Genomic DNA, 24,138 nt, shown 5'->3' with positions numbered 1-24,138 from the left:
CCCGTCCCGGGGTCCCAGGAGGTGGGCCGCGTAGCGCAGCGAACATGTCCGGACCGCGACGACGTGGCCACGGACCGTCGTCCCGGGAGGTGGGAACGGGGTGTCCGCAGGTGGGGGCGTCGCAGCGCAGCGCTACCGTCGTGCGGTGCCCGACCGTCCCGCCCGCGTCTCCGACGACGCCGTCACCGCCTGGGCGCTGGCCGCCGGGGCCGGCGACAGCGCCGCGCTGACGTCGTTCGTGCGGGCGACCCAGGTCGACGTGCACCGCTTCCTGGTCCACCTCGCAGGCCGCGCCGACGCCGAGGATCTCGCCCAGGAGACCTACCTGCGGGCGCTGCGCACGCTGCCCTCGTTCGAGGGCCGGTCCTCGGCACGGACCTGGCTGCTGTCGGTGGCCCGCCGGGTCGCCGTCGACGCCGTGCGCACCGCGGTCCGCCGCCCGCGCACCAGCGACCTCGGTCCGGGTACCGACGAGGTGCTCGACCGGCTGGCCCCGCGCACCGGCGCGCAGGAGGCCGTTCTGCTCCGCGCCCTGATCGACGACCTGGACGACGACCGGCGCGAGGCCTTCGTCCTCACCCAGCTCCTCGACCTGGGCTACGCCGACGCCGCCGAGATCTGTCGGTGCCCGGTCGGCACCATCCGGTCCCGGGTCGCACGCGCCCGCGAGGACCTGGTGCGAGCGCTCGGCGCCGACCGGGTACCGGCCCCGCCCGCGACCGGACACGTCGCCCGGCGCCGGGTCTGAGGAAATTCCGCTCCGCCGGGAACCGCTCCCCCGTTCCCGGCGACCACTCCCGCGTGCGACCGCAGCTCCCCGGCACCGTCCCCGCGGTGCGCACACCGGAGGTCCCGTGATCACGTCCCTGTCCCTGTCGCTGCTGTTGACGGTGTTGTTCGTCGGCACCGGCCTCTACGCGCTCGCCCGCTGGTCGGCGGTCGTCGCCGCCCGGCTGACGCCCGCACGCCGGCTCTCCGAGCTGTCGCACCTGCTGATGAGCGCCGCGATGGTGCTGATGGTGTGGTCGTGGCCGGGTACCGCGGGGCTGTCGGTGCAGCTGGTGCTGTTCGGCGGGTTCGCGCTCGGGTTCGCCGTCGACGCGGTGCGCCGCTACCGGCACCGGCTGCACGGCTGCGCCGGCGGCTCGGCGCACGCGCTGATGACCGCGGCGATGGTGTGGATGCTGGCCGCGATGCCGCTGATCATGCCGATGCCCGCGGCGTCGTCGGGCGCATCCGGCGGGCACGCCGGTCACGCCGGGCACGAGGGCATGGCCGGGATGCCGGGCGCCGAGCACGTGCACGGCGGCCCGGCCGGCTGGGCGGTCGCCGTGACGCTCGCGCTGGTCGTCGGCCTCGTCGTCGCGACGGCGTTCTGGGCGGTGCGGGCCGCGGGTGCGGCCGCGCACCACGGCCACGAGCACGACGAGGACGTCCCCGGCGTGCCGCTGGACTGCCACGGCGGGCCCGCGGATGCCGCAGGTGCCGCGCCGACCGCGGTCGCACAGCGGCCTGCGGCCACCGGGCTCGCGTCCCGGCTCGGGCCGCGCTCGGACGCCGCCTGCCACACCGTCATGGGGGCGGGGACCGCGCTCATGCTCGTCGCGATGGTGGTGGGCTGGTGAGTACCGGGACCGAGGCGCGGCCGCAGGCACCGCTCCCGCCGCCGCAGCCGGACGGGCGCTGGCGAGGGCTGCGTGCCCTCGTCGGCCGGATCCACTTCTACGCCGGCCTGTTCGTCGGGCCGTTCCTGCTGGTCGCCGCGGTGACCGGGCTGCTCTACACCGCGGCCCCGCAGATCGAGCGCTGGGCGCACGCCGACGCGCTGACCGCGCCGGTCACCGGACCCGCGCAGCCGGTCTCCGCGCAGGTGGCGGCGGCGACCGCGACCCAGCGCGGGCTGCCGGTCACCGAGATCCGCCCGTCCCCCGGCCCCGGCGCGACGACCCGGGTGTCGTTCGACGCCGGGCTGCCCGAGGGCTACTTCCGGACGGTGTTCGTGGACCCGTCGACCGCGACGGTGCGCGCCACTCTCGACACCTACGGCGAATGGCTCCCGGTCCGCGGGACGCTCGACGAGCTGCACCGCTCGCTGATGCTGGGCGACACCGGGCGGATCTACACCGAGCTGGCCGCGTCGTGGCTAGGGGTGCTGGCGCTGTCCGGGCTGGTCCTGCAGCTCGGCCGCCGGGTGAAGGCCCGCCGGGCGCTGCTCCCGAGCCGCGGCGGCGCGCCCCGGGCACGGCTGCGGTCCTGGCACGGTGCGGTCGGGGTGTGGGCCTCTGCCGGGTTCCTGTTCCTCGCCGCGACCGGGCTGACCTGGTCGCAGTACGCAGGCGGCAACGTCACCGCGATGCGCGAGGCCTTCGACTGGTCGACGCCCTCGGTGGCCAAGGCGCTGCCCGTCGCGCCCGGCGTGGCCGGTCCGGCCACCGGCGACGGCCCGGCCGTCGCCGTCACCGCGCAGCGCGTCCTCGACGCCGCCCGCGGCGCCGGGATCGACGGGCCGGTGGAGATCGTCCCGCGCGACCCCGGCAAGGCGTGGTCGGTGCAGCAGACGGTGCGGTCCTGGCCGGAGCGCCAGGACTCCGTCGCCGTCGCCCCCGGGAACGGGCAGGTCACCGACCGGCTCGCGTTCGCCGACTGGCCGATCGCGGCCAAGCTGGCCCGCTGGGGCGTCGACGCGCACATGGGCATCCTGTTCGGTGTGGTCAACCAGCTGGCGCTGGCCGCACTCGCGTGCGGGCTGATCGTCCTGGTCGTCTGGGGCTACCGGATGTGGTGGCTGCGACGCCCGCACCTGCCCCGCAGCGCGGCGGTCACGCCGTCGGCGGCGTCGGTGGCGCTGCTCGGCGGGGTCGCGGTGCTCGCCGGGCTCGCGGTGCCGCTGCTGGGGATCTCGCTGGTCGCGTTCCTGGTGCTCGACGGGCTGCTGGGCCTGCGCCGGGCCCCGGCCTGACCCACGTGCCCTGCTCCGTCGGTGCTGTTCGGTCGGTGCCGCTCCCTCGGTGCCGCTCCGCCGGTCGTGAACCGCCGGGCCGACGACCGCCGGTCGTCCCCGGCGGACCGTCCACGGCGGCGTCGACGGTGATCCACATGGCGCCGGTCGCCCCCGGGTAGGCCACCCGCGACGACATCCGCGTCGCGAGGAGACACCCGTGTTCGGTTCCACCCCGGCCCGCTGGACGACCGCCGACATCGCACCGCAGGCGGGCCGCACGGCCGTCGTGACCGGGGCGACGAGCGGGCTCGGGCTGGAGACCGCGCGGGCGCTGGTCCGCGCCGGGGCACGGGTGGTGCTCGGGGTGCGCGACACCGCCCGCGGTGACGCCGTCGCCGCCGAGCTGGGCGGCGCGGCGACCGTCCGGCACCTGGACCTGGCCGACCTCACCTCGGTGCGCGAGTTCGCGGCCGGGATCGAGGGCCCGGTCGACGTGCTGGTCAACAACGCCGGGCTGATGGCGGTGCCGTTCTCCCGCACCGCCGACGGCTTCGAGACCCAGTTCGGGGTCAACCACCTCGGCCACTTCGCGCTGACCGGGCTGCTGCTCGACCGGATCACCGACCGCGTCGTGTCGCTGTCCAGCATCGCGCACCGGATGGGCCGCATCCGGCTCGACGACCTCAACTGGGAGCGTCGCCGCTACGAGCGCTGGGCCGCCTACGGCCAGTCCAAGCTCGCCTGCCTGATGTTCGCCTACGAGCTGGAGCACCGGCTGCTGGGCGCCGGGTCGCGGGTGCGCTCGGTCGCGGCGCACCCGGGGCTGTCGTCGACGGCGCTGATGGGCCGCACCGGCACGTTCCTCGACGGCCCGATGAAGGCCGTCACCGGGCTGACCACCCAATCCGCGGCCGACGGCGCCCGCTCCACGCTGTACGCCGCGACCGTCCCGGACCTGCCGGGCGGCAGCTACGTCGGTCCGAGCGACCTCGGCGAGACCCGCGGCGCGCCCCGCCCGGTCGGCTCGACGGCGGCCTCGCACGACCGGGCGGTGCAGCGGGAGCTGTGGGACCGCTCGGAGGAGCTGACGAAGGTCGGCTACATCCTCTGAGCTCCTGTGCGTGCCCGGCTACGCCTTGGAGGTGCGGGTGAAGTCCTCCGGGATGATCAGGTCGTCGCGGGTGAGCTCGTGGATGGACTTCTTGCCCAGCCCGAGCAGGGCCTCGTCGATCCCCTTGTAGAGGATCGACAGCACGTTGCTGACGCCGCGCTCGCCCTGCGCGGCCATCCCCCACAGGTAGGCCCGGCCGATCAGGCAGGCCCTGGCGCCCAGGGCGAGGGCCTTGGCGACGTCGGCGCCGCGGCGGATGCCGCCGTCCATGAGCACCTCGACCTGGTCGCCGACCGCGTCGACGACGCCCGGCAGCGCGCGGATCGCGGCGGGGGTGCCGTCGAGGTTGTTGCCGCCGTGGTTGGACACCGACACGGCGGTGGCACCGGCGTCGGCGGCGCGGCGGGCGTCGTCGGGGTGCATGATGCCCTTGACCATGAACGGGCCGCCCCACTGCTCGCGCAGCCAGGCGATGTCGTCCCAGGTCGGGAGCTGGCTGGTCCACCAGACGCCGTAGGCGCCGAAGAACGTGGGGGCCTCGCCGCCGTCCGGCGGGGCCATGTTCGGGGCCTTGAGGTCGGGCAGCCTGCCCGAGCGCGCCCACTCGTAGAGGTAGCGCGGCTTGGTCAGCACCTCGGGCGCGAACTGGGCCATCGCCCTGAGGTCCATCTTCTCCGGGATGGGCGGGCTGCCCCAGTCCCGGCGGGTGGCGAACGTCCAGTCCAGGGTGACGATCAGCGCCTTGGCGCCCGCCTCCCTCGCGCGCAGCGCCCGGGCGAGGATGTCCTCGCGCGAGCCGGCCCAGTAGACCTGGAAGAAGATCTTGTCGTTGACCGCGCAGACGTCCTCGACCGACCGCGACGCGAACGACGACAGCCCCATCGCCGTCGACACCGTCTGCTCCGGGTTCAGCGGGTTCTGGATGTTCGAGCTCGCCGCGGCGCGGGCGACCGCGACCTCGCCCTCGGGGTCGACGGCCTGCACGCCCGTCGGCGAGATGACGACCGGCAGGTCGATCTCCTGACCGAGCACGGTGGTCGTCTGGTCCCGCTGCTGCGGCAGGTCGGCGATGTGCGGACGGAAGCCCAGCTCGTCGAACGCGGCCACGTTGTCGGACAGCGTGATGCCCTGCTCCGCGCCGGCGACCAGCGCGTAGTAGACCGACTTCGGCAGACGCCGGCGCGCGCGGCGCTGCGCCTCCGCGACCGTCTCGAACCAGTCCTTGGTGCTCGCCATCGAGGCCCTCCGCCGTGAGTGGGTGTGCCGGTGGCGCCCCGCCGGCTCCTCGTCCGTGCAGGTCGAGCGCGTGCGGCGGCGGCGCCACGTGATGCGGTTCACCGACACCGTAGCGTTTCGGCACCCGGTGCCACGACGTCGCGCGCCCGCACCCGTCCGAAGGGCGGGGCCGGAACCGGCCGACCGTCGAGCCCCGGTGCAACCCGGCTCACCCACCGCTGCCGGACCCGGCGGACACCCTCCGCGACAGCCGCCACCCGGACGGCCCACCCCGGATCGTGCTACGCGCACCGCGGGACCGCCCTGCGACGACCCCACGCACTCTCGCTACGGTGTGCCCGCAGTCACCAGTCAGCGGGCGACCCGCCCGCGGCGAGGAGGAGCCGTGTACAGCCACGCGCGGGGGGCGCACGCTTCCGGCACGACGCCGGTCGTCCAGGGACCGCCGCAGGGCGGGTTCCGGCAGGCACCCGGCTACGGCCCGGGGGCCGGAACGGCAGGCCCCGGCTACGGCGGCGACCACCGCCCGATCGGCACGCCCGGTCAGTCCCGGCCCCCGGAGCAGCCGGCCGAGCAGGCGCCGGCCGGCGGGATGACCGTGCTGGCCGTCGACGACGAGGAGCCGGCCCTGCTGGAGCTGGCCCACCTGCTCGGTGAGGACTCCCGCGTCGGCTCGGTCCTGACCGCGCCGGACGCCACCGAGGCGCTGCGGATCCTGCACTGCGCCCAGAACGACCGCAGCACCCCGCGGGTCGACGTCGTGTTCCTCGACATCCGGATGCCCGGCCTCGACGGCCTGGAGCTGGCCCGCGTGCTCAACGCGATGGCCGACCCGCCGCCGGTGGTGTTCGTGACCGCGCACGACGACCGCGCCGTCGACGCCTACGAGGTCGGCGCCGTCGACTACCTGCTCAAGCCGCTGCGCTCCGAGCGGCTGGCCGGGTCGCTGGACCGCACCGTCGCGCTGCGTTCCGGGCGCCGCACCGACGAGCCCTCCGCAGGCGCCGCCCCGGCTGCCGCGCCGCCGCCGGCCGACGCCCCCGCGGCGCAGCGCCCGCGCGGAGCCGCGCCCGCCACGGTGCCGCAGCCCGACGACGAGGTCGTCCCGGTCGAGTTGGCGGGCACCACGAAGCTGATCCCGCGGTCGTCGATCCGCTACGTCGAGGCCCAGGGCGACTACGCCCGGCTGCACACCCACGACGGCAGCCACCTCGTCCGGATCCCGGTGTCGGTGCTCGAGGACCGCTGGGGCGACGCGGGCTTCGTCCGGATCCACCGCGCCTACCTGGTCGCGCTGCCACTGATCACCGAGCTGCGGATGTCCGGGTCCGGCTACGTCGTGCGGCTCGGCAACGGGCCGAACGCCGTCGAGCTGCCGGTGAGCCGGCGGCACACGGCCGGGCTGAAGCGCATCCTGCGGGGGCGTCCGCCGCGCCCGCAGCGCGGCCCCGACGAGGGCCCGGACGGACCGCGCTGACCTCCTGCGCGACACGACACACCGTCATCACTCCGTGTCGTGACCGGGTGCCTCCGCTCACCTAGTCTTGCGACCGGTGTCTGCTACCGGGGTTCCGCATCCGTCCACGGTCCGTCACAAGACCTCCCTCCGATCCCTCCGTGGTGCGCTCGTCGCCGCGCTCGCCACGTCGTCGTTGCTGCTCAGCGGGTGTTCCGGCGCGCCGGACGATCCCGCGGCCGCAGCCGCTCCTCCCCCGCCGCCCGCCGGCCAGGCCGCTCCGCCGCCGCCGGAGGCGGCACCGCCGGTGCCGCAGCTTCCCGGCGGCGGGACAACCTTGTTCCCGGGGCGCCGGATGGTCGCGCTCTACGGCCATCCGAACACGCCCGGGCTGGGCGTCCTCGGCGAGCAGGACGTGGACAAGTCCATCGCCCGCGCCAAGGACCTGGCCGCCGACTACCAGCCGCTGGTGAAGGAGCCGGTCGTCCCGGCCTTCGAGCTCATCGCAACCGTCGCCGACGCCGGGCCGGGCCCGGACGGCGACTACTCGGCCGAGTCGACCGTCCAGCAGATCCAGCCGTGGGTCGACAAGGCCGCCAAGGCCGGTGTCTACGTCGTGCTGGACCTGCAGCCGGGACGTGCCGACATGCTGGCCCAGGCCAAGCGCTACGCGCCGCTGCTGTCCAAGCCACACGTCGGGCTCGCACTGGACCCGGAGTGGAAGCTCAAGCCGGGGCAGCAGCCGCGGACCGCGGTCGGGTCGGTGAACGCCGACGAGATCAACCGGACGTCGGCGTGGCTGGCCGAGCTGACGAAGTCCAAGAACCTGCCGCAGAAGGTCTTCATGCTGCACCAGTTCCGGGTGCCGATGCTCCCGGACCGGCAGAAGATCGTCACCAGCCATCCGGAGCTGGCGACGGTGCTGCACGCCGACGGGTTCGGCACGCCGGGTGAGAAGTTCGAGACCTGGAACGCGCTGCACCGCCAGCCCGCGCCGAAGGGGCTGTACTGGGGCTGGAAGAACTTCATCGACGAGGACAAGCCGACGTTCTCGGCGAAGCAGACCTACGACGTGAAGCCGCAGTCGCCGGTGTTCGTCTCCTACCAGTGACGCCGGTGTCCTGATCTCCCGACCGCCCTGATCTCCCGACTGCACTGATCTCACGTCTGCTCTGATGTCCCGACTGCCCTGATCTCGCGACTGCACCGACCAGCGACGTCCGGGTCGCCGCAACGCCCGTTGCGCGGCGGCGACCCGGGCGTCGCCCGACCACCCACACCGGTGGGTGGGCGGGCCGTGGAGATCGTGATCACGGCAAGTAGGCTCGGGCCCCCGGTCGCCGGAGTCGCCGCCGGGTTCAGGACATCCGAGATCCCCGCCGCACGGTTCGCCTGCCTCCGGTCCGGGGAAACCGTCCGTGCCGACCAGTGAAGGGGGTGCCCGGGTGGAAGAACGACCCGACGAGGGCACCCGTCCCGACGACGACCCGCGTCGTCCCGGCCCGCAGCCCGACGACGACGGAGCTACTCCGCAGGAGCAGCCCGGCCCGGGCTCGCCCGCGGGTCCGGCCGCGCCGCAGCAGCTGCCCGGCCCGATGGCCCCGTGGACGCGTGCGGCGCAGGTCCGCAGGCAGCCCGCCGGTGCCGAGCCGGGCCCGAACGCCCAGGCCGGCTCACCTGCCCAGCCCGGCCCGAACGCCCGGTCCGGTCCGCCGGCCCAGCCCGGCCCCGGTTCCCAGCCCGGCCCGAGCTCCCAGCCCGGCCCGAGTTCCCTGGCCGGTCCCAGTTCCCCGGCCGGCCCGAGCTCCCAGCCCGGCCCGAGCTCCCGGTCCGGCCCGGGCGACGGTCGTCCGCAGGGCCCGGCCGGTTCCCCGTCCGGCCCGCCCGCGTCCGGGGGTCGTCAGGACCCGTGGCCGCGCCGTCGTGAGCGCGAGACCGGCGACCCCGCGGACGGGTCCGCCGCGCCGGAGAACGCCCCACAGCCGAACAACCCCACCCGGCGCGGGCACAGCGACAGCCGTCCGACCGACGTGCGCTCGGTACGCACCGGGCGCCGCAGCGGGGCTCCGGACCGTTCCGAGCGGCCCGATACCGCGGCCGAGCGCCGCCGGTCCCGTGCCGAGGGTGCCCGCTCCCCCGCCGACCGCGACCGTGCGGCCCGGCTGAGCGGCGGCTTCCCCGCCGTCCCGCCGCGACCCGCCGACGCACGGCCCGGACCTCAGCAGCCAGGTTCGCCGCAGCAGGGGCCGCAGGCCGGCCCGCAGCAGCCCGACCCGCAGCAGGCCGGTCCGCAGCAGCCCGGTCCGCGGGACCGGCAGGTCAGCCGGCAGCCAGGCTCCCAGCAGCCCGTCTCGCCGCAGCGCGACTCCGAGCCGCAGCAGCCGGGCTCCCAGCCGAACAACGCCCAGCCGAACAGCCCGCAGACCAACGGACCGCAGGCCAACGGACCGCAGCAGGGCCGCCCGCAGGCTCCGGAGCCGTCGCGTCCCGTCCAGCAGGGGCCCGTCCAGCAGGGGCCCGATCGGCGCGGACCGGCACCGGCCGGCCCCGCCGGGTCCCAGCCGCCGCGCCCGGGCACCACCCCGCCGCCCGGCAACGCACCGTCCGGCAACGCTTCACCCGGCAGCGCCCCATCCGGCAGCGCCCCATCCGGCAGCGCCCCATCCAGCAGCCCCCAGCCCGGCAGCGCCCAGCCCGGCGACGCCCCCACCCGGAAGCTCCCGGGCGCCGGTGCCGCGGCCGCCGGGACCGCGGCGGCCGCCGGTGCCGCAGGTGCCGCGGCCGCGAAGGCCGGGTCCCGCCCGCAGCCCGCCGACGAGCCCCCGACGCGCCCGACCGCCCAGGCGAACCGTCCCGGCTCGTCCGGCACCGAACGCCCGGAACCGGGGACGCCGTCGGAGGAGCCGACCACCCGGATCCCGGAGAGCCGCACCACCCTCGAGCCGTCCGGCAGCGCCGCTGCCCCGGACCGGACCCGGGCCGCCACGCCCGACCGCCCGGACACCGCGCGCCGGTCGCTGGCGGCCGCGCTCGGCCTGACCGCGGCGTCGACGGTCGTCCCCGGCACCGGGCACCTGGGCCTGCGCCGGTTCCGCACCGGTGGCCTGATCCTGGGCGCCCTGCTCGCGGTGGTGCTCGCGCTGGCCGTCGTCGTACTGGTGACGCCGCGCTCGTCGCTGCTGCAGAACCTGCTGTCGACCACGACGCTGACCGTCCTCGCGGGAGCCCTGCTCGTCGGCGGGATCGCATGGATCGCGCAGATCGCCCGCACCTATGCCCTGGCCCGCCCGCGCGGGATGAAGCTCGGCCGCCGCATCGTCGGCACCGGGACCGCGGCGCTGATGTGCCTGACCGTCGCCGTGCCGTTCGGGTTCGGCGTCAACCTGCTCAACTCCCAGCGCGGCCTGCTGAACTCGCTGTTCCAAAACGGGAACGGTGCGAGTGCGGCCGAGGCGCTCGGGCGTCCGCGGCTCAACGTGCTGCTGCTCGGTTCCGACGCCGGCCCGGACCGTTCCGGCACCCGGACCGACACGATGATGCTGGCCAGCATCGACACCCACACCGGGCGGACGACGCTGTTCAGCTTCCCCCGCAACATCCAGCGCGCCCAGTTCCCGCCCGGCTCGCCGATGGCCGCGAAGTTCCCGAAGGGCTTCCACGACCCGACCCAGCCGCTGTCCGGGGACTATCTGCTCAACGGCGTCTACGCCTACGCCGAGCAGCACCCCGAGGTCGCACCCGCCGGGCCGACGCCGTTCGCCGGGGTCAACCTGCTCGAGCAGAGCATCGCGTACATGTCGGGCCTGCCGGTCGACTACTACCTCGAGGTCAACATGGCGGGCTTCTCCTCCATGATCGACGCGGTCGGCGGGGTCACCGTCAACGTCGGGCCCACCCCGATCCCGGTCGGCGGCGTCACCGCCTACGGCCGGCACGTCACCCCGGACTACTACATCCCGCCGGGCACCCAGACCCTCAACGGCAACGACGCGCTCTGGTTCGCCCGCTCACGCCGTGACGGCACCGACTACCAGCGGATGGGCCGCCAGCGCTGCCTGATCCAGGCCGTGGTCACCGAGACCGGCGCGACCGAGCTGCTCACCCGGTTCCAGCAGATCGCCACGGTGACCCGCAACAACGTCAACACCGACATCCCGCAGCAGGTGCTGCCGTCGCTGGCGGTGCTGGCCGACGAGCGGTTCGCGCTGGAGAGCGTCGCGTTCGACCCGTCGCTGCCCGACCCGAACGAGTCGGACGGCAAGTTCAACACCGCCGCACCGGACGTCCCCTACATGCAGGAGACCGTCCGCAAGGCGATCGCGGACCCGCCGCCACCTCCGCCGCCCGGTCCCGCGCCGGCCCGGCCCGCGCCCGCCCCGGCGGCACCCGCCGCGCCGACCACGCCGAAGTCCTCGGCCCCGAAGTCGTCGTCGAACGCCTCCGGCTCGTCGGGGTCCGCCACGTCGTCGGCCCCGCCGTCGTCCGCGGCGCCGCAGTCGGTCGCCGACTCCTGCTCCGGCGCCGGTGGCGCGGGCACACCGGCCGTCGACCAGTCCCCGGGCTCCGACGAGGGCACCGGCGGGACCACCAGCAGCATGGGCACCGGGTCCGGCACGGGTTCGGGCACGGGCTCCGGCACCGCTGGGACACCCGCCTCGGGCGGCGGCGTGGACAGCGGCCTCACCGACGCGCTGCCCGGCCTGCGCCCGGACGAGAACTGACCCCGGCGCGCTACGCCGTCGCGAACGCCCCCAGCACCTCGTCGGCGCGGATCCCGGCGAAGTGGCGCTGCCAGATCGCGTAGTAGAGCCGCTCCTCGTCGCTGCGCAGCGCCCAGCTGTGCGGCGGGTGCTCGGGGACGTCGTGGACGTCGGCCTCGGCGGCCTTCTCCGCGGCCAGCGCGGCGAGCACCGTGCCGGCGCCGGAGCCGTCGCCGAACTGCTCCTTGCCGCGCCACAGCAGGTCCTCGGGCAGCCAGCCGTCGAACGCCTCGCGCAGGATCGCCTTCTCCGGGCGCCCGTCCGGACACTGCTTCCACTCCGGCGGCAGCGCGAGCGCCGCCCGCACCAGCCCGGAGTCCAGGAACGGCTCGCGGGCCTCCAGGCCGAAGTACATCGTCGTCCGGTCGCAGCGCTGCAGGTTCAGGTGGTGCAGCTGCTCCAGCGAGCGCACCAGCTCGGCCTGCAGGGTGTCCGGGTCGGCGTAGTCCTCGGTGTGCACGTAGGTGTAGCCGGCGAACAGCTCGTCGGCGCCCTCCCCGGTGAGCACGACCTTGACCTTCTTCGCCGCCTCGCGGGCCAGGATCAGGTTCGGCACCGCGCTGCGGACCAGCGCCGGGTCGTAGTGCTCGATGACCTCCACGGCGTGGTCGAGGGCCTCGGAGATGTCCCCGGCGGTCACCAGGATCTCGTGGTGGTCCGAGCCGATGTGCGCGGCGACCTTGCGGGCCGCGATCAGGTCCCCGGAGTCCTCGGTCCCGACGGCGAACGTGGGCAGCTGCTCCCCGCGGGCGCGGGCCTCCTGTGCGGCGATCGCCGCGACCAGCGCCGAGTCCAGGCCGCCGGAGAGGAACACCCCGACGCCGACGTCGGACATCATCCGCCGCCGCACCGCCGAGATCACCGCCTCGCGCACCCGGGACAGGTCGGCCTCGTCCCAGCCGGGCCGGATCGCCCGGCGCGCGGGCCGGACCTCCACCGGGACCGAGTCGGCGAACCGGACCAGGCCCGACGCCGGGCTCCACAGGCAGCCGGGCGGGAACGTCTCGACGTACGGCCGGTCGGCGTCGTCGAAGGCGCGCAGCTCGCTGGCGAACAGCACCGTCGACGACGGGTCGGGCGCGGTGTAGGGCACGGCGTCGTCGACGCCGTCGCGCAGGTCGGCCGGCGGGATCCAGTACAACGGCTTCACACCGAACGGGTCCCGGGCCACCAGCCCGGTGCCGTCCTCGCGCCCCATCGCGACGGCGAACATGCCGTTCAGCGACGCGACGGCGACCTGACCGTCCCACATGACCGCGTGCAGCGCGGCCTCGGTGTCGGACTTGGTGCGCACGGTGCCGTCCGGGAACGCCTTGGAGATGCGCTCGTGGTTGTAGATCTCGCCGTTGCCGATGATCCACGCGGTACCGGCGGCGTCGGAGAGCGGCTGGCGCCCTCCGCTCACGTCCATGATCGACAGCCGCTGGTGGCCCAGCCAGGTGTTCCCCACGATCTGGACGCCGGTGTCGTCCGGTCCACGGTGCGCCACGCGGGCGAGCATCCGTTCGTACTTGCCGGGGTCCGCGGGGGCCCCGTCGATCCACGCTGATGGCCCGCCGAAGGCGGCGACGATCCCGCACATGGTGGCCATCGTCGCACGGTCCGGCGGCCCGCACGGTGCTTCCGCGTTACGGGGGTGTGAGTTCGGACTCGGAAAGACATTTCCAGCGTCCCAGGGTTTGCTCCGCGTGCCGGGCGTCAATACGGTCGGAGACCGGCCGGACAGGCATGACGGAGTCGTCAATTCGCTGCCGACTCGTACACCGCCCCCCTCATCAGGGACGGGAAGGCCCGCCACCGGCCACCGGGCAGGCGCGGACACCCCGCGCACTCGAGGACGAGACGAGGCGGACTCAGACGTGAGCACGGCAAGCCAGGACGCAACCCGTCGGCCGAAGGTCGTGATCGTCGGTGGCGGCTTCGGCGGCGTCCAGGCGGCGCAGGCCCTCAAGGGTGCCGACGTCGACGTCACCGTGGTCGACCGGACCAACCACCATCTGTTCCAGCCGCTGCTGTACCAGGTCGCGACGGGGATCCTGTCCCCCGGCCTGATCGCCCCGGCGCTGCGCCGGGTGCTGAAGAAGCAGCGCAACGTGCGCACGATCCTCGCCGAGGTCGGCGAGATCGACCTCGAGAGCAAGGTCGTGTACGCGGCCGCGCCCGACGGGCAGCGGATGGAACTCCCCTACGACTACCTGGTCGTCGCCGCGGGCGCGACGCACGCCTACTTCGGGCACCCGGAGTGGGCCGAGCACGCCCCCGGCATGAAGACCATCGAGGACGCACGCCTGCTGCGCAGCCGCATCCTCGGCTCCTACGAGCTCGCCGAGGTCTCCAGCGATCCGGCCGAGCAGCAGGCCTACATGACCTTCGTGGTCGTCGGCGCCGGCCCGACCGGTGTCGAGCTGGCCGGTCAGCTCGCCGAGCTGGCGAACTTCGTTCTCCCCCGCGAGTACCGGGCGATCGACACCCGCAAGGCGAAGATCATCCTGATCGACGCGGCGCCCGCGGTGCTGCCGCCGTTCGCGGAGAAGCTGCAGAAGTACACGAAGAAGACGCTCGAGGAGAAGGGCGTCGAGGTCCGCCTGAACTGCATGGCGACCGACATGGACGCCGACTCGATCACGGTGAAGGGCCCGGACGGCGAGGAGAAGATCGTCTCCCGCACGAAGGTCTGGGCCGCGGGCGTGCAGGCCTCGCCGCTGGCGAAGATCCTGGCGCAGGGCATCGGCACCGAGCCGGACCGGGCCGGGCGCGTGTCCGTCGACCCGGACCTGACGCTGCCGGGCCACCGCGACGTCTACGCCGTCGGTGACATGGTCTCCACGATCGACCGGCTGCCCGGCGTCGCGCAGGTCGCGATGCAGCAGGGCACCTACGTGGGCAAGCAGATCGCCGCGCGGGTCGCGGGTGACGAGGCCACTCCGGCGCCGTTCAGCTACTTCGACAAGGGCTCGATGGCCACCATCGGCGCCCGCGAGGCCGTCGCCGACGTGCGCGGCGCCAAGGTCACCGGCTGGTTCGGTTACCTGATCTGGTGCTACGTCCACGTGATGTTCCTGATCGGCTGGGGCAACCGGCTCGGCACCCTCTACAACTGGGTCCGCGCCCTGCACTACGCCCGCCTGCGCGGCCACCGCCTGATCAGCGTCACCGCGTCCTACGACCCGCAGGACGACGCCGCCACGGCCCGCCCGGAACGGATGGACTCCACCTCGGAGCTGGCGGACAAGAAGCCCGGCCCGCCGGACACCGACGTGGCCGGTGCGCGTGAGGCCGCCACGAAGGACACGGCGAAGGAGAAGTCGCCGGACCGCGCGTCCTGACGCGGCCGCCCGGCATCCGCGACGAGCCCCGTTCCGCCCTCCGGCGGAGTGGGGCTCGTCCGCTTTCCGGGCCGGGAACGGCGGCCGTCCCCGTGCTGACCTGCGGGGATACACCGGGTGACCGAATTCGCAAGCGCTGTTGCGGTGGGTGGTCGCTTCACTGCGGCGAGCAGTCCCCGATCCCCCTCCGAGTGGCCACCGACGGGTGCCGACACGCCCCGGTGAGGGGGTTCCCGCAGGTCGTGCGGGGTGTTCTGCCAGGCTGTACCGCGATCCGCGATCCGAAGCCACCCCATCCCGGGGTGCGTGGAACCGAGAGGAGGCGTCAGCGATGGCCCTGCCCACCCTGACCCCGGAACAGCGCCAGGAGGCGCTCAAGAAGGCGGCCGCCGCGCGCACCGCCCGCAAGGAGCTCCGCGACAAGATCGCGAGCGGCGAGGAGACCATCCCCGCCGTCCTGGGTCGCGCGAAGACCGACCAGATCGTCGGCAAGACCAAGGTCGCCGACCTGCTCAAGAGCGTCCCGGGCTGGGGCCCGGCGAAGGTCTCGAAGGTCCTCGAGAAGGCCGGTGTCGACGAGTCGCGCCGCGCCGCCGGTCTGGGCGACCGTCAGCGCCAGGCCCTCATCGACGAGGTCGGCTGAGCCGACACAGTCGATACGGTCGGCTGAGCCGACAGGTTCGGCACGGTCGGCTGAGCCGCCAGATACGACACGGTCGGCTGAGCCGACACCCCGCAGTCCCACCACGGCCCGGTCCGCGCACTCGCGGACCGGGCCGTCGTGTGTGTCTGGCAGGCTGGCCCCTCGTGGAACGCGAGGTCGAGATCGAGCCCGGCGTCCGGCTGTGGGCCGAGGACCTCCCGGCGCTCACCACGGGGCCCGGGAGTGGTGGCCCGGCTCCTGTTCTGCTGGTCGCCGACCCCGACACCTCGGGACTGTCCTGGCCCGACGAGCTCGTCGAGCTGCTCCGCGCGCGGCACCGGGTGATCCGCTACGACCACCGCGACACCGGCCGGTCCACCCGTGGCTTCGACCGTCGCCCCTACGAGGTCGCCGACCTGGCCGCCGACGTGCCTGCCCTGCTCGACACGCTCGGCGTCGAGCAGGTGCACGCCGTCGGTTTCGGCGACGGCGCCCGGCTGGTGCAGCTGCTGCTGCTCGACGCCCCCGGCCGGCTGCGCAGCGCGACGCTGCTGTGCACCGCGGCACTCGGCGCCGAGGACGAGGTGTACGCCGGTGCGCTGCCCCGCGCGTCCCGCGACGTGCGCCGCATGTGGACCGAACGCGGTGACGCCCGCGACGAGCGCGGCGAGCTGGTCTGGCGGGTGGAGTACCGGCGCCGTCTGCACGGCGCCCCGGACGGCTTCGACCGGGCGTGGACGACCGCCCAGGAACGCCGGGAGATGGCGCACGCCGGGCGTACCGAGCCCGCCGTGGTGCACGCCCAGGCCGATCCGGGCGTGTTCGAGCGGGCCGGAGAGCTGGCCGGGGTGACGACGCCGACGCTGGTCGTCGAGGGCCCGGACGACCCGGTGTACCCGCCGCCGCACGCCGCGCACCTGGCAGGCCTGATCGGGCCGGCCGCGCAGGCCGTCGCGGTCGACGGGCTGGGGCACGCGCTGGTCCCGTCGCTGCTGCCGACGATCGCGACGCTGGTCCTCGACCACGCCGACGACTGCGAGCCGGTCTAAGACTGCGAGCCGGTCTAACCGGTCCAGCGGTAGCGGCGCTCCGGGCGGCCGGTGCCGCCGTAGCGCAGCCGGACGGTGGCACTGCCGGTCGCGACGAAGTGCTCCAGGTAGCGGCGCGCCGACACCCGGGACAGTGCGGTCAGCTCGGCGACCTCGGAGGCGGAGAAGTCGTCCTCGCCCTCGGGGGGCTCGCCGGAGCGCAGCGCGCCGGCGACCAGCTCGGCGGTCGGCGTCGTGAGGCCCTTCGGCATCCGCTCCGCCCCGCCCGCGGACGCGGCCGGGGCGACCGTGGTCCCGAAGAGCCGGTCGATGTCGTCCTGCCCGCGGACCCGGTCCAGGTCGTGCCGGGTCCGCTGCGCCCGGTCGAGCTGCGCGGCAAGCGACGCCGCGTCGAACGGCTTCACCAGGTAGTGCAGTGCCCCGCCCTGCAATGCCGCGGCGACCGTCGCCGGGTCGTCGGCGGCGGTCACGACCAGCACGAACGGGTCGTCGCCCGAGCCGGTGCGCAGCCGCCCCAGCACCTCCAGGCCGGACACGTCGGGCAGGTACACGTCGAGCAGCACCAGGTCGGGACCCAGCTCGGCGGCCAGGCGCAGCGCCTCGGCCCCGGAGTGCGCCGTCCCCACGACCGTGCAGCCCGGCACGCGCTCGACGTAGCCGGAGTGCACCTTGGCCACCATGAAGTCGTCGTCGACGACCAGGACCCTCACGTCGTCACCTCCTGCCGGACCGGCGCAGGCGGCAGCGACGCGGTGAACACCGCACCGGGTCCGCCGCCGGTCACCGCGATCTCGCCGCCGCGGCGCAGGCACGCCTGACGGGCCAGGGCCAGGCCCAGCCCGCGGCCGCCGATCTCGGCGGCCTTGGTGCTGAACCCGGCCCGGAACACCTCCTCGGCCAGACCGGACGCCACGCCGGGGCCGGTGTCGCGCACCTCGATCCACACCTCGTCGTCGCCCCCGCCGGTCACGCCGATCTCCACCCGGCGCGGGGCAGGTGCCCCGGCCGCGGCGTCGACGGCGTTGTCGACGAGGTTGCCCAGCACCGTCACCAGGTCCGCGGACATCTCGGCGTCGCGGTCGGGGTCGATCGGGTCCAGGTGCGAGTCCGGGTCGAGGGACAGGTCCACGCCGCGTTCGGCGGCCTGGCTGTTCTTCGCCACCAGCAGCGCCGCGGTCGCCGGGTCCCCGACGGCGGCGGACACCTCGCGGCGCCAGCCCTCCGAGGCCGCCACGATGCCGGCGACGAACCGGCGCACCTCCTCGTGCTCGCCGAGCTCGGTGAGCCCGGCGATGGTGTGCAGCCGGTTGGAGAACTCGTGGGCCTGCGCGCGCAGCGTGTCGGTGACGGTGTGCGAGGCGTCGAGACGGTGCTGCAGCGTGGTCAGCTCGGTGCGGTCGCGCAGCGTCACCACCGCGCCCACCTCGCGGCCGTCGAGCTGCACCGGCATCCGGTTGAGCACCAGGGCACGGGTGTCACGCAGCACCAGCTGGTCCTCCCCCGCCGCCGCTCCGGTGAGCACCTCGCGCAGCCGGTCGTCGAGCCCGAGGTCGGCGACGTGGTCACCCGGCTCGGCGCCGGGCAGCTCCAGCAGGTCGCGGGCCACCGGGTTGAGCAGCGTGATCCGGTCGCCCGTGTCCAGCCCGACCACCCCCTCCTTGATCCCCAGCAGCATCGCCTCGCGCCGCTGCACCAGCTCGACGATCTCGTCGGGCTCCAGTCCCAGGGTCTGGCGCCGCACCCGCCGGGCCAGCAGCAGCGACCCCGCGACGCCGACGCCGAGCGCCAGCCCGAGCAGCGCCACCGACTCCGGGTCGACCGAGAACAGCGATCCCCAGAACGACGGTGCCCGGATCCCCGCCGACACCAGACCGACGACCTCGCCGCGATCGCCGATCACCGGCACCTGCGCGACGACGGTGCGCCCGTCCGGGTTGCCGACCCACGCCCGCCCGTGCGGCGCGGTGCTCGCACCCGGGTCGAACCGCTGCTCGTCCCGGGCCGGGTCCGGGGAGGTCCGGACGATCATCGACGCGTCGACGATCTCTATCCCGTCGGCACCGGAGAGGTTCTCGGCGCTGCGCGCGAACGAGGGCAGCAGGTCGTAGCGGGGTGTCTCGAGGGCCTCGCGCACCGTCGGCACCGACGCGACGTCCTCGGCCACCGACAGCATCCGGCGGCCCTGCACGTCGCGGAAGGACTCCCCGGACTGCAGCGCGGCGAGGGCAGCGACCGCCCCGAGCAGCAGCACGACGACACCGAGCTGCCAGATCAGGAACTGGCGCGCCAGCGAACGCCCGGGGCGGCGGCCCGGACGCCGCCGGGGATCACCGCGTCGTCGCACCCCGCAAGGCTAGGCCGCGACGGTGCGTGAACGAAACGACCACAACGACCGTTGTGGCGGTAAGGCAGACATGCCCGGTTCCGCTCGACACACTCCGTTCGTCCCCCGCGAGGGGCCACTGTTTTCGATGGGGAGAACGGGATCTCATGACTCGGTCGACGACGACCAGGGCCCGGGTGGGCCCGCTGATCGGCACGCTGGTGGTGGTGCTCGCCGCCCTGCTGCTGGCGCCGCCCGCGATCGGCGCACTCGGTGGCGGCGGTGACGGCACCCAGCTGCGCGGGCTGCGGATGCTGGTCCCGAACGCGCCGGGCGGCGGCTACGACGTCACCGCCCGCAGCGCGGCGAAGGCGATGGAGACCTCCGGGGTCACCGGGCCGGTCGAGGTGTTCAACCTGCCCGGCGCGGGCGGCACCGTCGGGCTGGGCCGCACCGTGAACGAGGCGGGCAACGACCGGCTGGTGATGAGCATGGGGCTCGGCGTCGTCGGCAGCGTGTACTCCAACCGCTCCCGTTCCACACTGGCCGACACCACGCCGATCGCCCGGCTCACCGAGGAGACCGAGATCGTCGTGGTGCCGGCGGACTCGCCGTACCGCGACATCCGCCAGCTGCTCGACGCGTGGCGCCGCGACCCCGCGCACACCCCCGTCGGCGGCGGCTCCTCCCCCGGCGGCCCGGACCACCTCGCGCCGATGCTGATGGCCGAGGGCGCGGGCCTGCCGCCGGAGCGGGTCAACTACGTGGCCTACGACGGCGGCGGCGAGCTGCTCGCCTCGGTGCTCGGCGGGAAGGTCGCGTTCGGGGTCTCCGGGCTCGGCGAGTTCGCCGACCAGGTCGAGTCCGGCTCGCTGCGGGTCCTCGCGGTGACCGCCGGGCAGCGGGTACCCGGGGTGGACGCCCCGACGCTGCGCGAGTCCGGCGTGGACCTGGAGTTCTCGAACTGGCGGGGTGTCGTCGCCCCGCCGGGGCTCTCGCCGGAGGGCCGCGCGGAGCTGGAGCGCGCCTACGCCGACCTCGTGCGCACCCCGGAGTGGCAGCAGGTCCTGAAGCTCAACGGCTGGCAGGACGCCTACCTCCCGGGGCCGGAGTTCGGCGCTTTCCTGGGCTCGGAGAACGACCGCGTGGAGCGGGTCCTGCGACGGCTGGGGCTGGTGTGACGATCATCGAACGACTCCGCGGACGGGCCGAGCTGGGGGTCGCGGCGCTGCTCGGCGCGGCCGGGCTGCTCGTCGTCGTCGACACCCTGGCCGAGTCCGGGGGCGGCGGGACCAAGGGCGACCCGCTGGGGTCCCAGGTCGTCCCGCTGGTGCTCGGTGCGGCGCTGCTGCTGCTCGCGGTGCTGCTCGCCCTCGACGTCCTGCGGGGCGGGCACGGCGAGGCCGAGGGCGGCGAGGACGTCGACCCGACGGTGCCGATGGACCTGCGCACGTTGGCGATGCTCGCCGGGGTGCTGGTCGCGACGGCGCTGCTGATCCCGCTGCTGGGCTGGCCGATCGCCGGAACGGTCCTGTTCTTCGGTGCCGCGCAGGCGCTCGGCTCGCGGACGCCCGTCCGTGACCTGGGCGTCGCCGCGGCGGTCTCGCTGGGCACCTGGGTGCTGTTCGACGCCGTGCTCGGCGTCGACCTGCCCGGCGGCCCGCTGATGGGGGTGTTCGGCTGATGGGCACGTTCGACCTGCTCGGCACCGGGTTCGCGCACGCGCTGACCCCGGGCAACCTGCTCTTCGCCGCCGTCGGGGTGCTGCTGGGCACCGCGATCGGCGTGCTGCCGGGCATCGGCCCGGCGATGGCGGTGGCGCTGCTGCTGCCGGTGACCTACGCCTTCGACCCGACCGGCGCGTTCATCATGTTCGCCGGGATCTACTTCGGTGCGATGTTCGGCGGCTCGACGACGTCGATCCTGCTCAACACCCCCGGTGAGTCCGCGTCGGTGATGGCGGCGATCGAGGGCAACCCGATGGCCCGTTCCGGGCGCGGCGCGCAGGCGCTGGCGACGGCGGCGATCGGGCACTTCGTCGGCGGGATCGTCGGCGTCACCGGGCTGGTGGTGCTGGCGCCGCTGATCGCCTCGGTGGCCGTGGACATCGGCGCCCCGGACTACTTCGCGATCATGGTGCTGGCGTTCGTGGCGGTCACCGGGGTGCTCGGGGCGTCCCGGGTCCGCGGGTTCGCCGCGCTGGCGCTGGGCCTGACGATCGGGCTGGTCGGACTGGACCCGATCGGCGGTCAGCCGCGGCTGACCTTCGGCGTGCCGCAGCTGGCCGACGGCATCGACGTCGTCATCGTCGCGGTGGGGCTGTTCGCGGTCGGCGAGGCCCTGTGGGTGGCCGCGCACCTGCGCCGCACCCCGCAGCAGGTCGTGCCGGTCGGGCGTCCGTGGCTGGGCCGCGAGGACCTGCGCCGGGCGTGGAAGCCGTGGCTGCGCGGCCCGTTCATCGGGTTCGGCTTCGGTTCAATCCCGGCCGGCGGCGCGGAGATGTCGACGTTCATGGCGTACGTGACCGAGCGGCGGTTGTCGAAACGCCCCCAGGAGTTCGGCAAGGGCGCGATCGAGGGCGTCGCCGGGCCGGAGTCGGCGGCCAGCGCGTCGTCGGCGGGGACGATGGCGACGATGCTGACCCTCGGCCTGCCGACGACGGCGATCGCCGCGGTCATGCTCGCCGCGTTCCAGCAGTTCGGCATCCAGCCGGGCCCGCTGCTGTTCGAGCGCGAGCCGGACCTGGTGTGGACGCTGATCGCCAGCCTCTACATCGGCCTGGTCCTGCTCCTGGTGCTGAACCTGCCGCTGGCCCCGGCGTGGGCGAAGCTGCTGCGGATCCCGCGTCCCTACCTCTACGCCGGGATCCTGTTCTTCGCCTGCGTCGGCGCCTACGCGGTGTCCGGCCAGCCGGTGGACCTGCTGGTGCTGCTGGCGATCGGCGCCGTCGGGTTCCTGATGCGCCGGTTCGGGCTGCCGGTGCTGCCGGCGATCATCGGCGTCATCCTCGGGCCGGACGCCGAGCTGCAGCTGCGCCGCGCACTGCAGATCGCCGACGGAGACCCCACGACACTGGTCTCGACCCCGCTCGCGGTGATCGTCTACACGGTCGTCGTGGCGCTGTTCGTGGTGCCGCCGGTGCTGCGCGCGGTCCGGTCCCGCAGGCCCGTCTTGACGAAATCCTGACGGTGCCCTGACCAGCGAGAACCGGGCATCGGGGCACGAACCGTGCCACGGTCGGCGGGACGGGCCGGACACCGGCGCGTCCGGTCCCCCGCCGCCGTCCCGGTTCGGCGATGCTGGCGGCGTGGCGATCACCGAGAGACCGTCGGCCCGCGCACGGGTCACCGGCTGGCTGCTCCAGGACGACGGCGACTCCCGCCGGCACGGGCCGCACGCCCGCCCGGAGCCGGAGCAGCCGCGGCACCCGTGGTGGAAGGTCATGTGCCTCACCGGCGTCGACTACTTCTCGACGCTGGGCTACCAGCCCGGTATCGCCGCGCTCGCCGCCGGCGTGCTGTCCCCGGTGGCGACGCTGGTGCTGGTGCTGGTGACGCTGCTCGGTGCGCTGCCGGTGTACCGGCGGGTCGCCGAGGAGAGCCCGCACGGCGAGGGCTCGATCGCGATGCTGGAGCGGCTGCTGCCGGGCTGGCGCGGCAAGGTGTTCGTACTGGTGCTGCTGGGGTTCGCCGCCACCGACTTCCTGATCACGATGACGCTGTCCGCGGCCGACGCGACCGCGCACCTGGTCGAGAACCCGCTGGTCCCGGAGTCCTTCCACGGGATGAACGTCCCGATCACGCTGATCCTGCTCGCGCTGCTCGGCGGGGTGTTCCTGGCCGGGTTCAGCGAGGCGATCACGATCGCGGTCGGGCTGGTCGGGGTGTACCTGCTGCTCAACGCCGTCGTCGTCCTGGACGGGTTGTGGCTGGTGGTGACCTCGCCACACGTCGTCGCGGACTGGTCGGCGCTGCTGGTGTCGCGCTACCCGGACCCGCTGCTGATGGTCGGCGTCGCGCTGATCGTGTTCCCGAAGCTCGCGCTGGGCCTGTCCGGCTTCGAGACCGGCGTCTCGGTGATGCCGCTGGTCACGGGGCGCGACGACGACACCGAGGCCCGACCGGCCGGGCGGATCGTCGGCACGAAGAAGCTGCTCACCACCGCCGCGCTGATCATGAGCACGTTCCTGATCTGCTCCAGCGTGGTGACCGTGCTGCTGATTCCGGAGCAGCAGTTCGGGCCGGGCGGGCAGGCGAACGGGCGGGCACTGGCCTTCCTCGCCCACCAGAACCTGGGTGACGCCTTCGGCACCGTCTACGACGTCTCGACGATCGCGATCCTCTGGTTCGCCGGGGCCTCGGCGATGGCCGGGCTGCTGAACCTGGTGCCCCGGTTCCTGCCCCGCTACGGCATGGCGCCGGGCTGGGCGCGGGCGTCGCGGCCGCTGGTGCTGGTGTTCGTCGCCGTCGCGGTGCTGGTCACGATCCTCTTCGACGCCGACGTCGACGCCCAGGGCGGCGCCTACGCCACCGGCGTGCTGGTGCTGATGGCCTCGGCGGCGATCGCGGTCGCGCTGTCCGCGCGGCGCTCGCGGGGCCGCGGCGCGGTCGTGGCGTTCACGCTGATCGCGGTGGTGTTCGTCTACACCACGATCGCCAACATCGTGGAGCGCCCGGAGGGTGTGAAGATCGCCGCCTGCTTCATCCTCGGGATCCTGGTCGTCTCGCTGCTGTCCCGGACGCTGCGCGCGTTCGAGCTGCGGGTCACCGGCGTGACCCTGGACGAGACGGCGCAGGCGTTCGTCACCGAGTGCACCGCGGGCGGGGCGCCGCTGCGGCTGGTCGCGCACGAGCCGCGGCCCGGGGAGCGCGACAGCGCCGCCCGCGACGAGGAGTACCGCGCCAAGCTCGACGAGGAGTGCGCCGACCACCACATCCCGGACCCGGACACGGTGCTGCTGCTGGAGGTCACCGTGTCCGACCCGTCGGAGTTCGAGACCGGGCTCGTCGTACACGGCGAGCGCCGCGGGCCGTACCGGGTGCTGACCTGCGCGGCGCCGTCGGTGCCGAACGCGGTCGCGGCGCTGCTGCTGCACCTGCGCGACGTCACCGGCCGCCCGCCGCACGTCTACTTCGACTGGACCGAGGGCAACCCGGTGGTGCTGTTCGGGCGCTACCTGTTCACCGGCGTCGGTGAGGTCGCGCCGGTGACCCGGGAGATCCTCCGCGAGGCGGAGCCGAGCACAGTCCGGCGGCCGGTCGTGCACGTCGGATAGGCGGGTCAGCTGTTGACA

At 74.5% G+C, this 24,138-nt stretch carries 18 protein-coding genes; 14 read left to right on the top strand and 4 right to left on the bottom strand.

Translation table 11 applies throughout. The features are described 5' to 3' along the window. The first annotated feature begins 145 nt into the window (after positions 1–145). The 4 genes from ACLE50_RS18395 to ACLE50_RS18380 all read left to right on the top strand — a co-directional run bounded on the left by ACLE50_RS18395 (position 146) and on the right by ACLE50_RS18380 (position 4,052). Positions 146–748 (top strand): sigma-70 family RNA polymerase sigma factor, encoded by a 603-nt coding sequence (locus ACLE50_RS18395; RefSeq protein ID WP_410944813.1) that lies wholly within the window; start codon positions 146–148, stop codon positions 746–748. A 106-nt stretch (positions 749–854) separates the two neighbouring features. After that, positions 855–1,625, top strand: a complete 771-nt coding sequence (locus ACLE50_RS18390) for a DUF5134 domain-containing protein (RefSeq protein ID WP_410944812.1) — start codon at positions 855–857, stop codon at positions 1,623–1,625. Next, on the top strand, positions 1,622–2,959 hold the full coding sequence (locus ACLE50_RS18385; protein ID WP_410944811.1) for a PepSY-associated TM helix domain-containing protein: 1,338 nt from the start codon (positions 1,622–1,624) through the stop codon (positions 2,957–2,959). Before ACLE50_RS18390 ends, ACLE50_RS18385 begins: the two co-directional genes overlap by 4 nt. A gap of 199 nt (positions 2,960–3,158) precedes the next feature. Beyond that, positions 3,159–4,052 carry an oxidoreductase gene (locus ACLE50_RS18380; protein ID WP_410944810.1) on the top strand — a complete coding sequence of 298 codons (894 nt, stop codon included), beginning with the start codon at positions 3,159–3,161 and terminating at the stop codon, positions 4,050–4,052. Between the two features lie 18 nt (positions 4,053–4,070). On the opposite strand, the gene mftD is transcribed toward ACLE50_RS18380, so the two are convergent. Further along, positions 4,071–5,288, bottom strand: coding sequence for a pre-mycofactocin synthase MftD (mftD, locus tag ACLE50_RS18375; RefSeq protein ID WP_410944809.1), 1,218 nt, complete (start codon positions 5,286–5,288; stop codon positions 4,071–4,073). 592 nt (positions 5,289–5,880) lie between these two features. Between mftD and ACLE50_RS18370 the strand changes: the two genes are divergently transcribed. The 3 genes from ACLE50_RS18370 to ACLE50_RS18360 all read left to right on the top strand — a co-directional run bounded on the left by ACLE50_RS18370 (position 5,881) and on the right by ACLE50_RS18360 (position 11,465). After that, positions 5,881–6,765, top strand: coding sequence for a LytR/AlgR family response regulator transcription factor (locus ACLE50_RS18370; RefSeq protein WP_410944919.1), 885 nt, complete (start codon positions 5,881–5,883; stop codon positions 6,763–6,765). A 286-nt stretch (positions 6,766–7,051) separates the two neighbouring features. Beyond that, on the top strand, positions 7,052–7,855 hold the full coding sequence (locus tag ACLE50_RS18365) for a hypothetical protein (protein WP_410944808.1): 804 nt from the start codon (positions 7,052–7,054) through the stop codon (positions 7,853–7,855). 334 nt (positions 7,856–8,189) lie between these two features. After that, positions 8,190–11,465 (top strand): LCP family protein, encoded by a 3,276-nt coding sequence (locus ACLE50_RS18360; protein WP_410944807.1) that lies wholly within the window; start codon positions 8,190–8,192, stop codon positions 11,463–11,465. A gap of 10 nt (positions 11,466–11,475) precedes the next feature. On the opposite strand, the gene ACLE50_RS18355 is transcribed toward ACLE50_RS18360, so the two are convergent. After that, positions 11,476–13,095: an asparagine synthase-related protein gene (locus ACLE50_RS18355; protein ID WP_410944806.1), complete on the bottom strand. Its 1,620-nt coding sequence runs from the start codon at positions 13,093–13,095 to the stop codon at positions 11,476–11,478. Positions 13,096–13,363: 268 nt separating this feature from the next. Here ACLE50_RS18355 and ACLE50_RS18350 point away from each other — a divergent pair, with 268 nt between their 5' ends. The 3 genes from ACLE50_RS18350 to ACLE50_RS18340 all read left to right on the top strand — a co-directional run bounded on the left by ACLE50_RS18350 (position 13,364) and on the right by ACLE50_RS18340 (position 16,522). Continuing rightward, positions 13,364–14,830 (top strand): NAD(P)/FAD-dependent oxidoreductase, encoded by a 1,467-nt coding sequence (locus ACLE50_RS18350; protein ID WP_410944805.1) that lies wholly within the window; start codon positions 13,364–13,366, stop codon positions 14,828–14,830. A 331-nt stretch (positions 14,831–15,161) separates the two neighbouring features. After that, entirely contained in the window at positions 15,162–15,473 is a 312-nt protein-coding gene (gene mihF, locus ACLE50_RS18345; RefSeq protein ID WP_410944804.1) for an integration host factor, actinobacterial type, read from the top strand. 164 nt (positions 15,474–15,637) lie between these two features. After that, positions 15,638–16,522, top strand: coding sequence for an alpha/beta fold hydrolase (locus ACLE50_RS18340; protein WP_410944803.1), 885 nt, complete (start codon positions 15,638–15,640; stop codon positions 16,520–16,522). A 14-nt stretch (positions 16,523–16,536) separates the two neighbouring features. Here ACLE50_RS18340 and ACLE50_RS18335 read toward each other — a convergent pair whose 3' ends face one another. Further along, a complete protein-coding gene (locus tag ACLE50_RS18335) occupies positions 16,537–17,232 on the bottom strand; it encodes a response regulator (protein ID WP_410944802.1) in 696 nt (231 codons plus the stop codon). Further along, the gene (locus ACLE50_RS18330) at positions 17,229–18,866 is read right to left on the bottom strand and encodes a sensor histidine kinase (RefSeq protein ID WP_410944801.1); all 1,638 of its coding nucleotides are present in this window, start codon (positions 18,864–18,866) and stop codon (positions 17,229–17,231) included. Before ACLE50_RS18330 ends, ACLE50_RS18335 begins: the two co-directional genes overlap by 4 nt. A gap of 146 nt (positions 18,867–19,012) precedes the next feature. On the opposite strand from ACLE50_RS18330, the gene ACLE50_RS18325 reads away from it, so the two are divergent. From ACLE50_RS18325 to ACLE50_RS18310, 4 genes are all read left to right on the top strand, one after another. Further along, entirely contained in the window at positions 19,013–20,026 is a 1,014-nt protein-coding gene (locus tag ACLE50_RS18325) for a Bug family tripartite tricarboxylate transporter substrate binding protein (RefSeq protein WP_410944800.1), read from the top strand. Then, positions 20,023–20,529 carry a tripartite tricarboxylate transporter TctB family protein gene (locus tag ACLE50_RS18320; RefSeq protein WP_410944799.1) on the top strand — a complete coding sequence of 169 codons (507 nt, stop codon included), beginning with the start codon at positions 20,023–20,025 and terminating at the stop codon, positions 20,527–20,529. Before ACLE50_RS18325 ends, ACLE50_RS18320 begins: the two co-directional genes overlap by 4 nt. After that, on the top strand, positions 20,529–22,031 hold the full coding sequence (locus ACLE50_RS18315; protein WP_410944798.1) for a tripartite tricarboxylate transporter permease: 1,503 nt from the start codon (positions 20,529–20,531) through the stop codon (positions 22,029–22,031). Before ACLE50_RS18320 ends, ACLE50_RS18315 begins: the two co-directional genes overlap by 1 nt. A gap of 121 nt (positions 22,032–22,152) precedes the next feature. Further along, entirely contained in the window at positions 22,153–24,120 is a 1,968-nt protein-coding gene (locus tag ACLE50_RS18310; protein WP_410944797.1) for an APC family permease, read from the top strand. Positions 24,121–24,138: the final 18 nt, after the last annotated feature.

Origin of the sequence: Pseudonocardia phyllosphaerae (assembly GCF_046546475.1) — a bacterium.
GTDB classification, from domain to species: domain Bacteria; phylum Actinomycetota; class Actinomycetes; order Mycobacteriales; family Pseudonocardiaceae; genus Pseudonocardia; species Pseudonocardia phyllosphaerae.
This window is presented reverse-complemented; position numbering and strand designations above follow the sequence as displayed.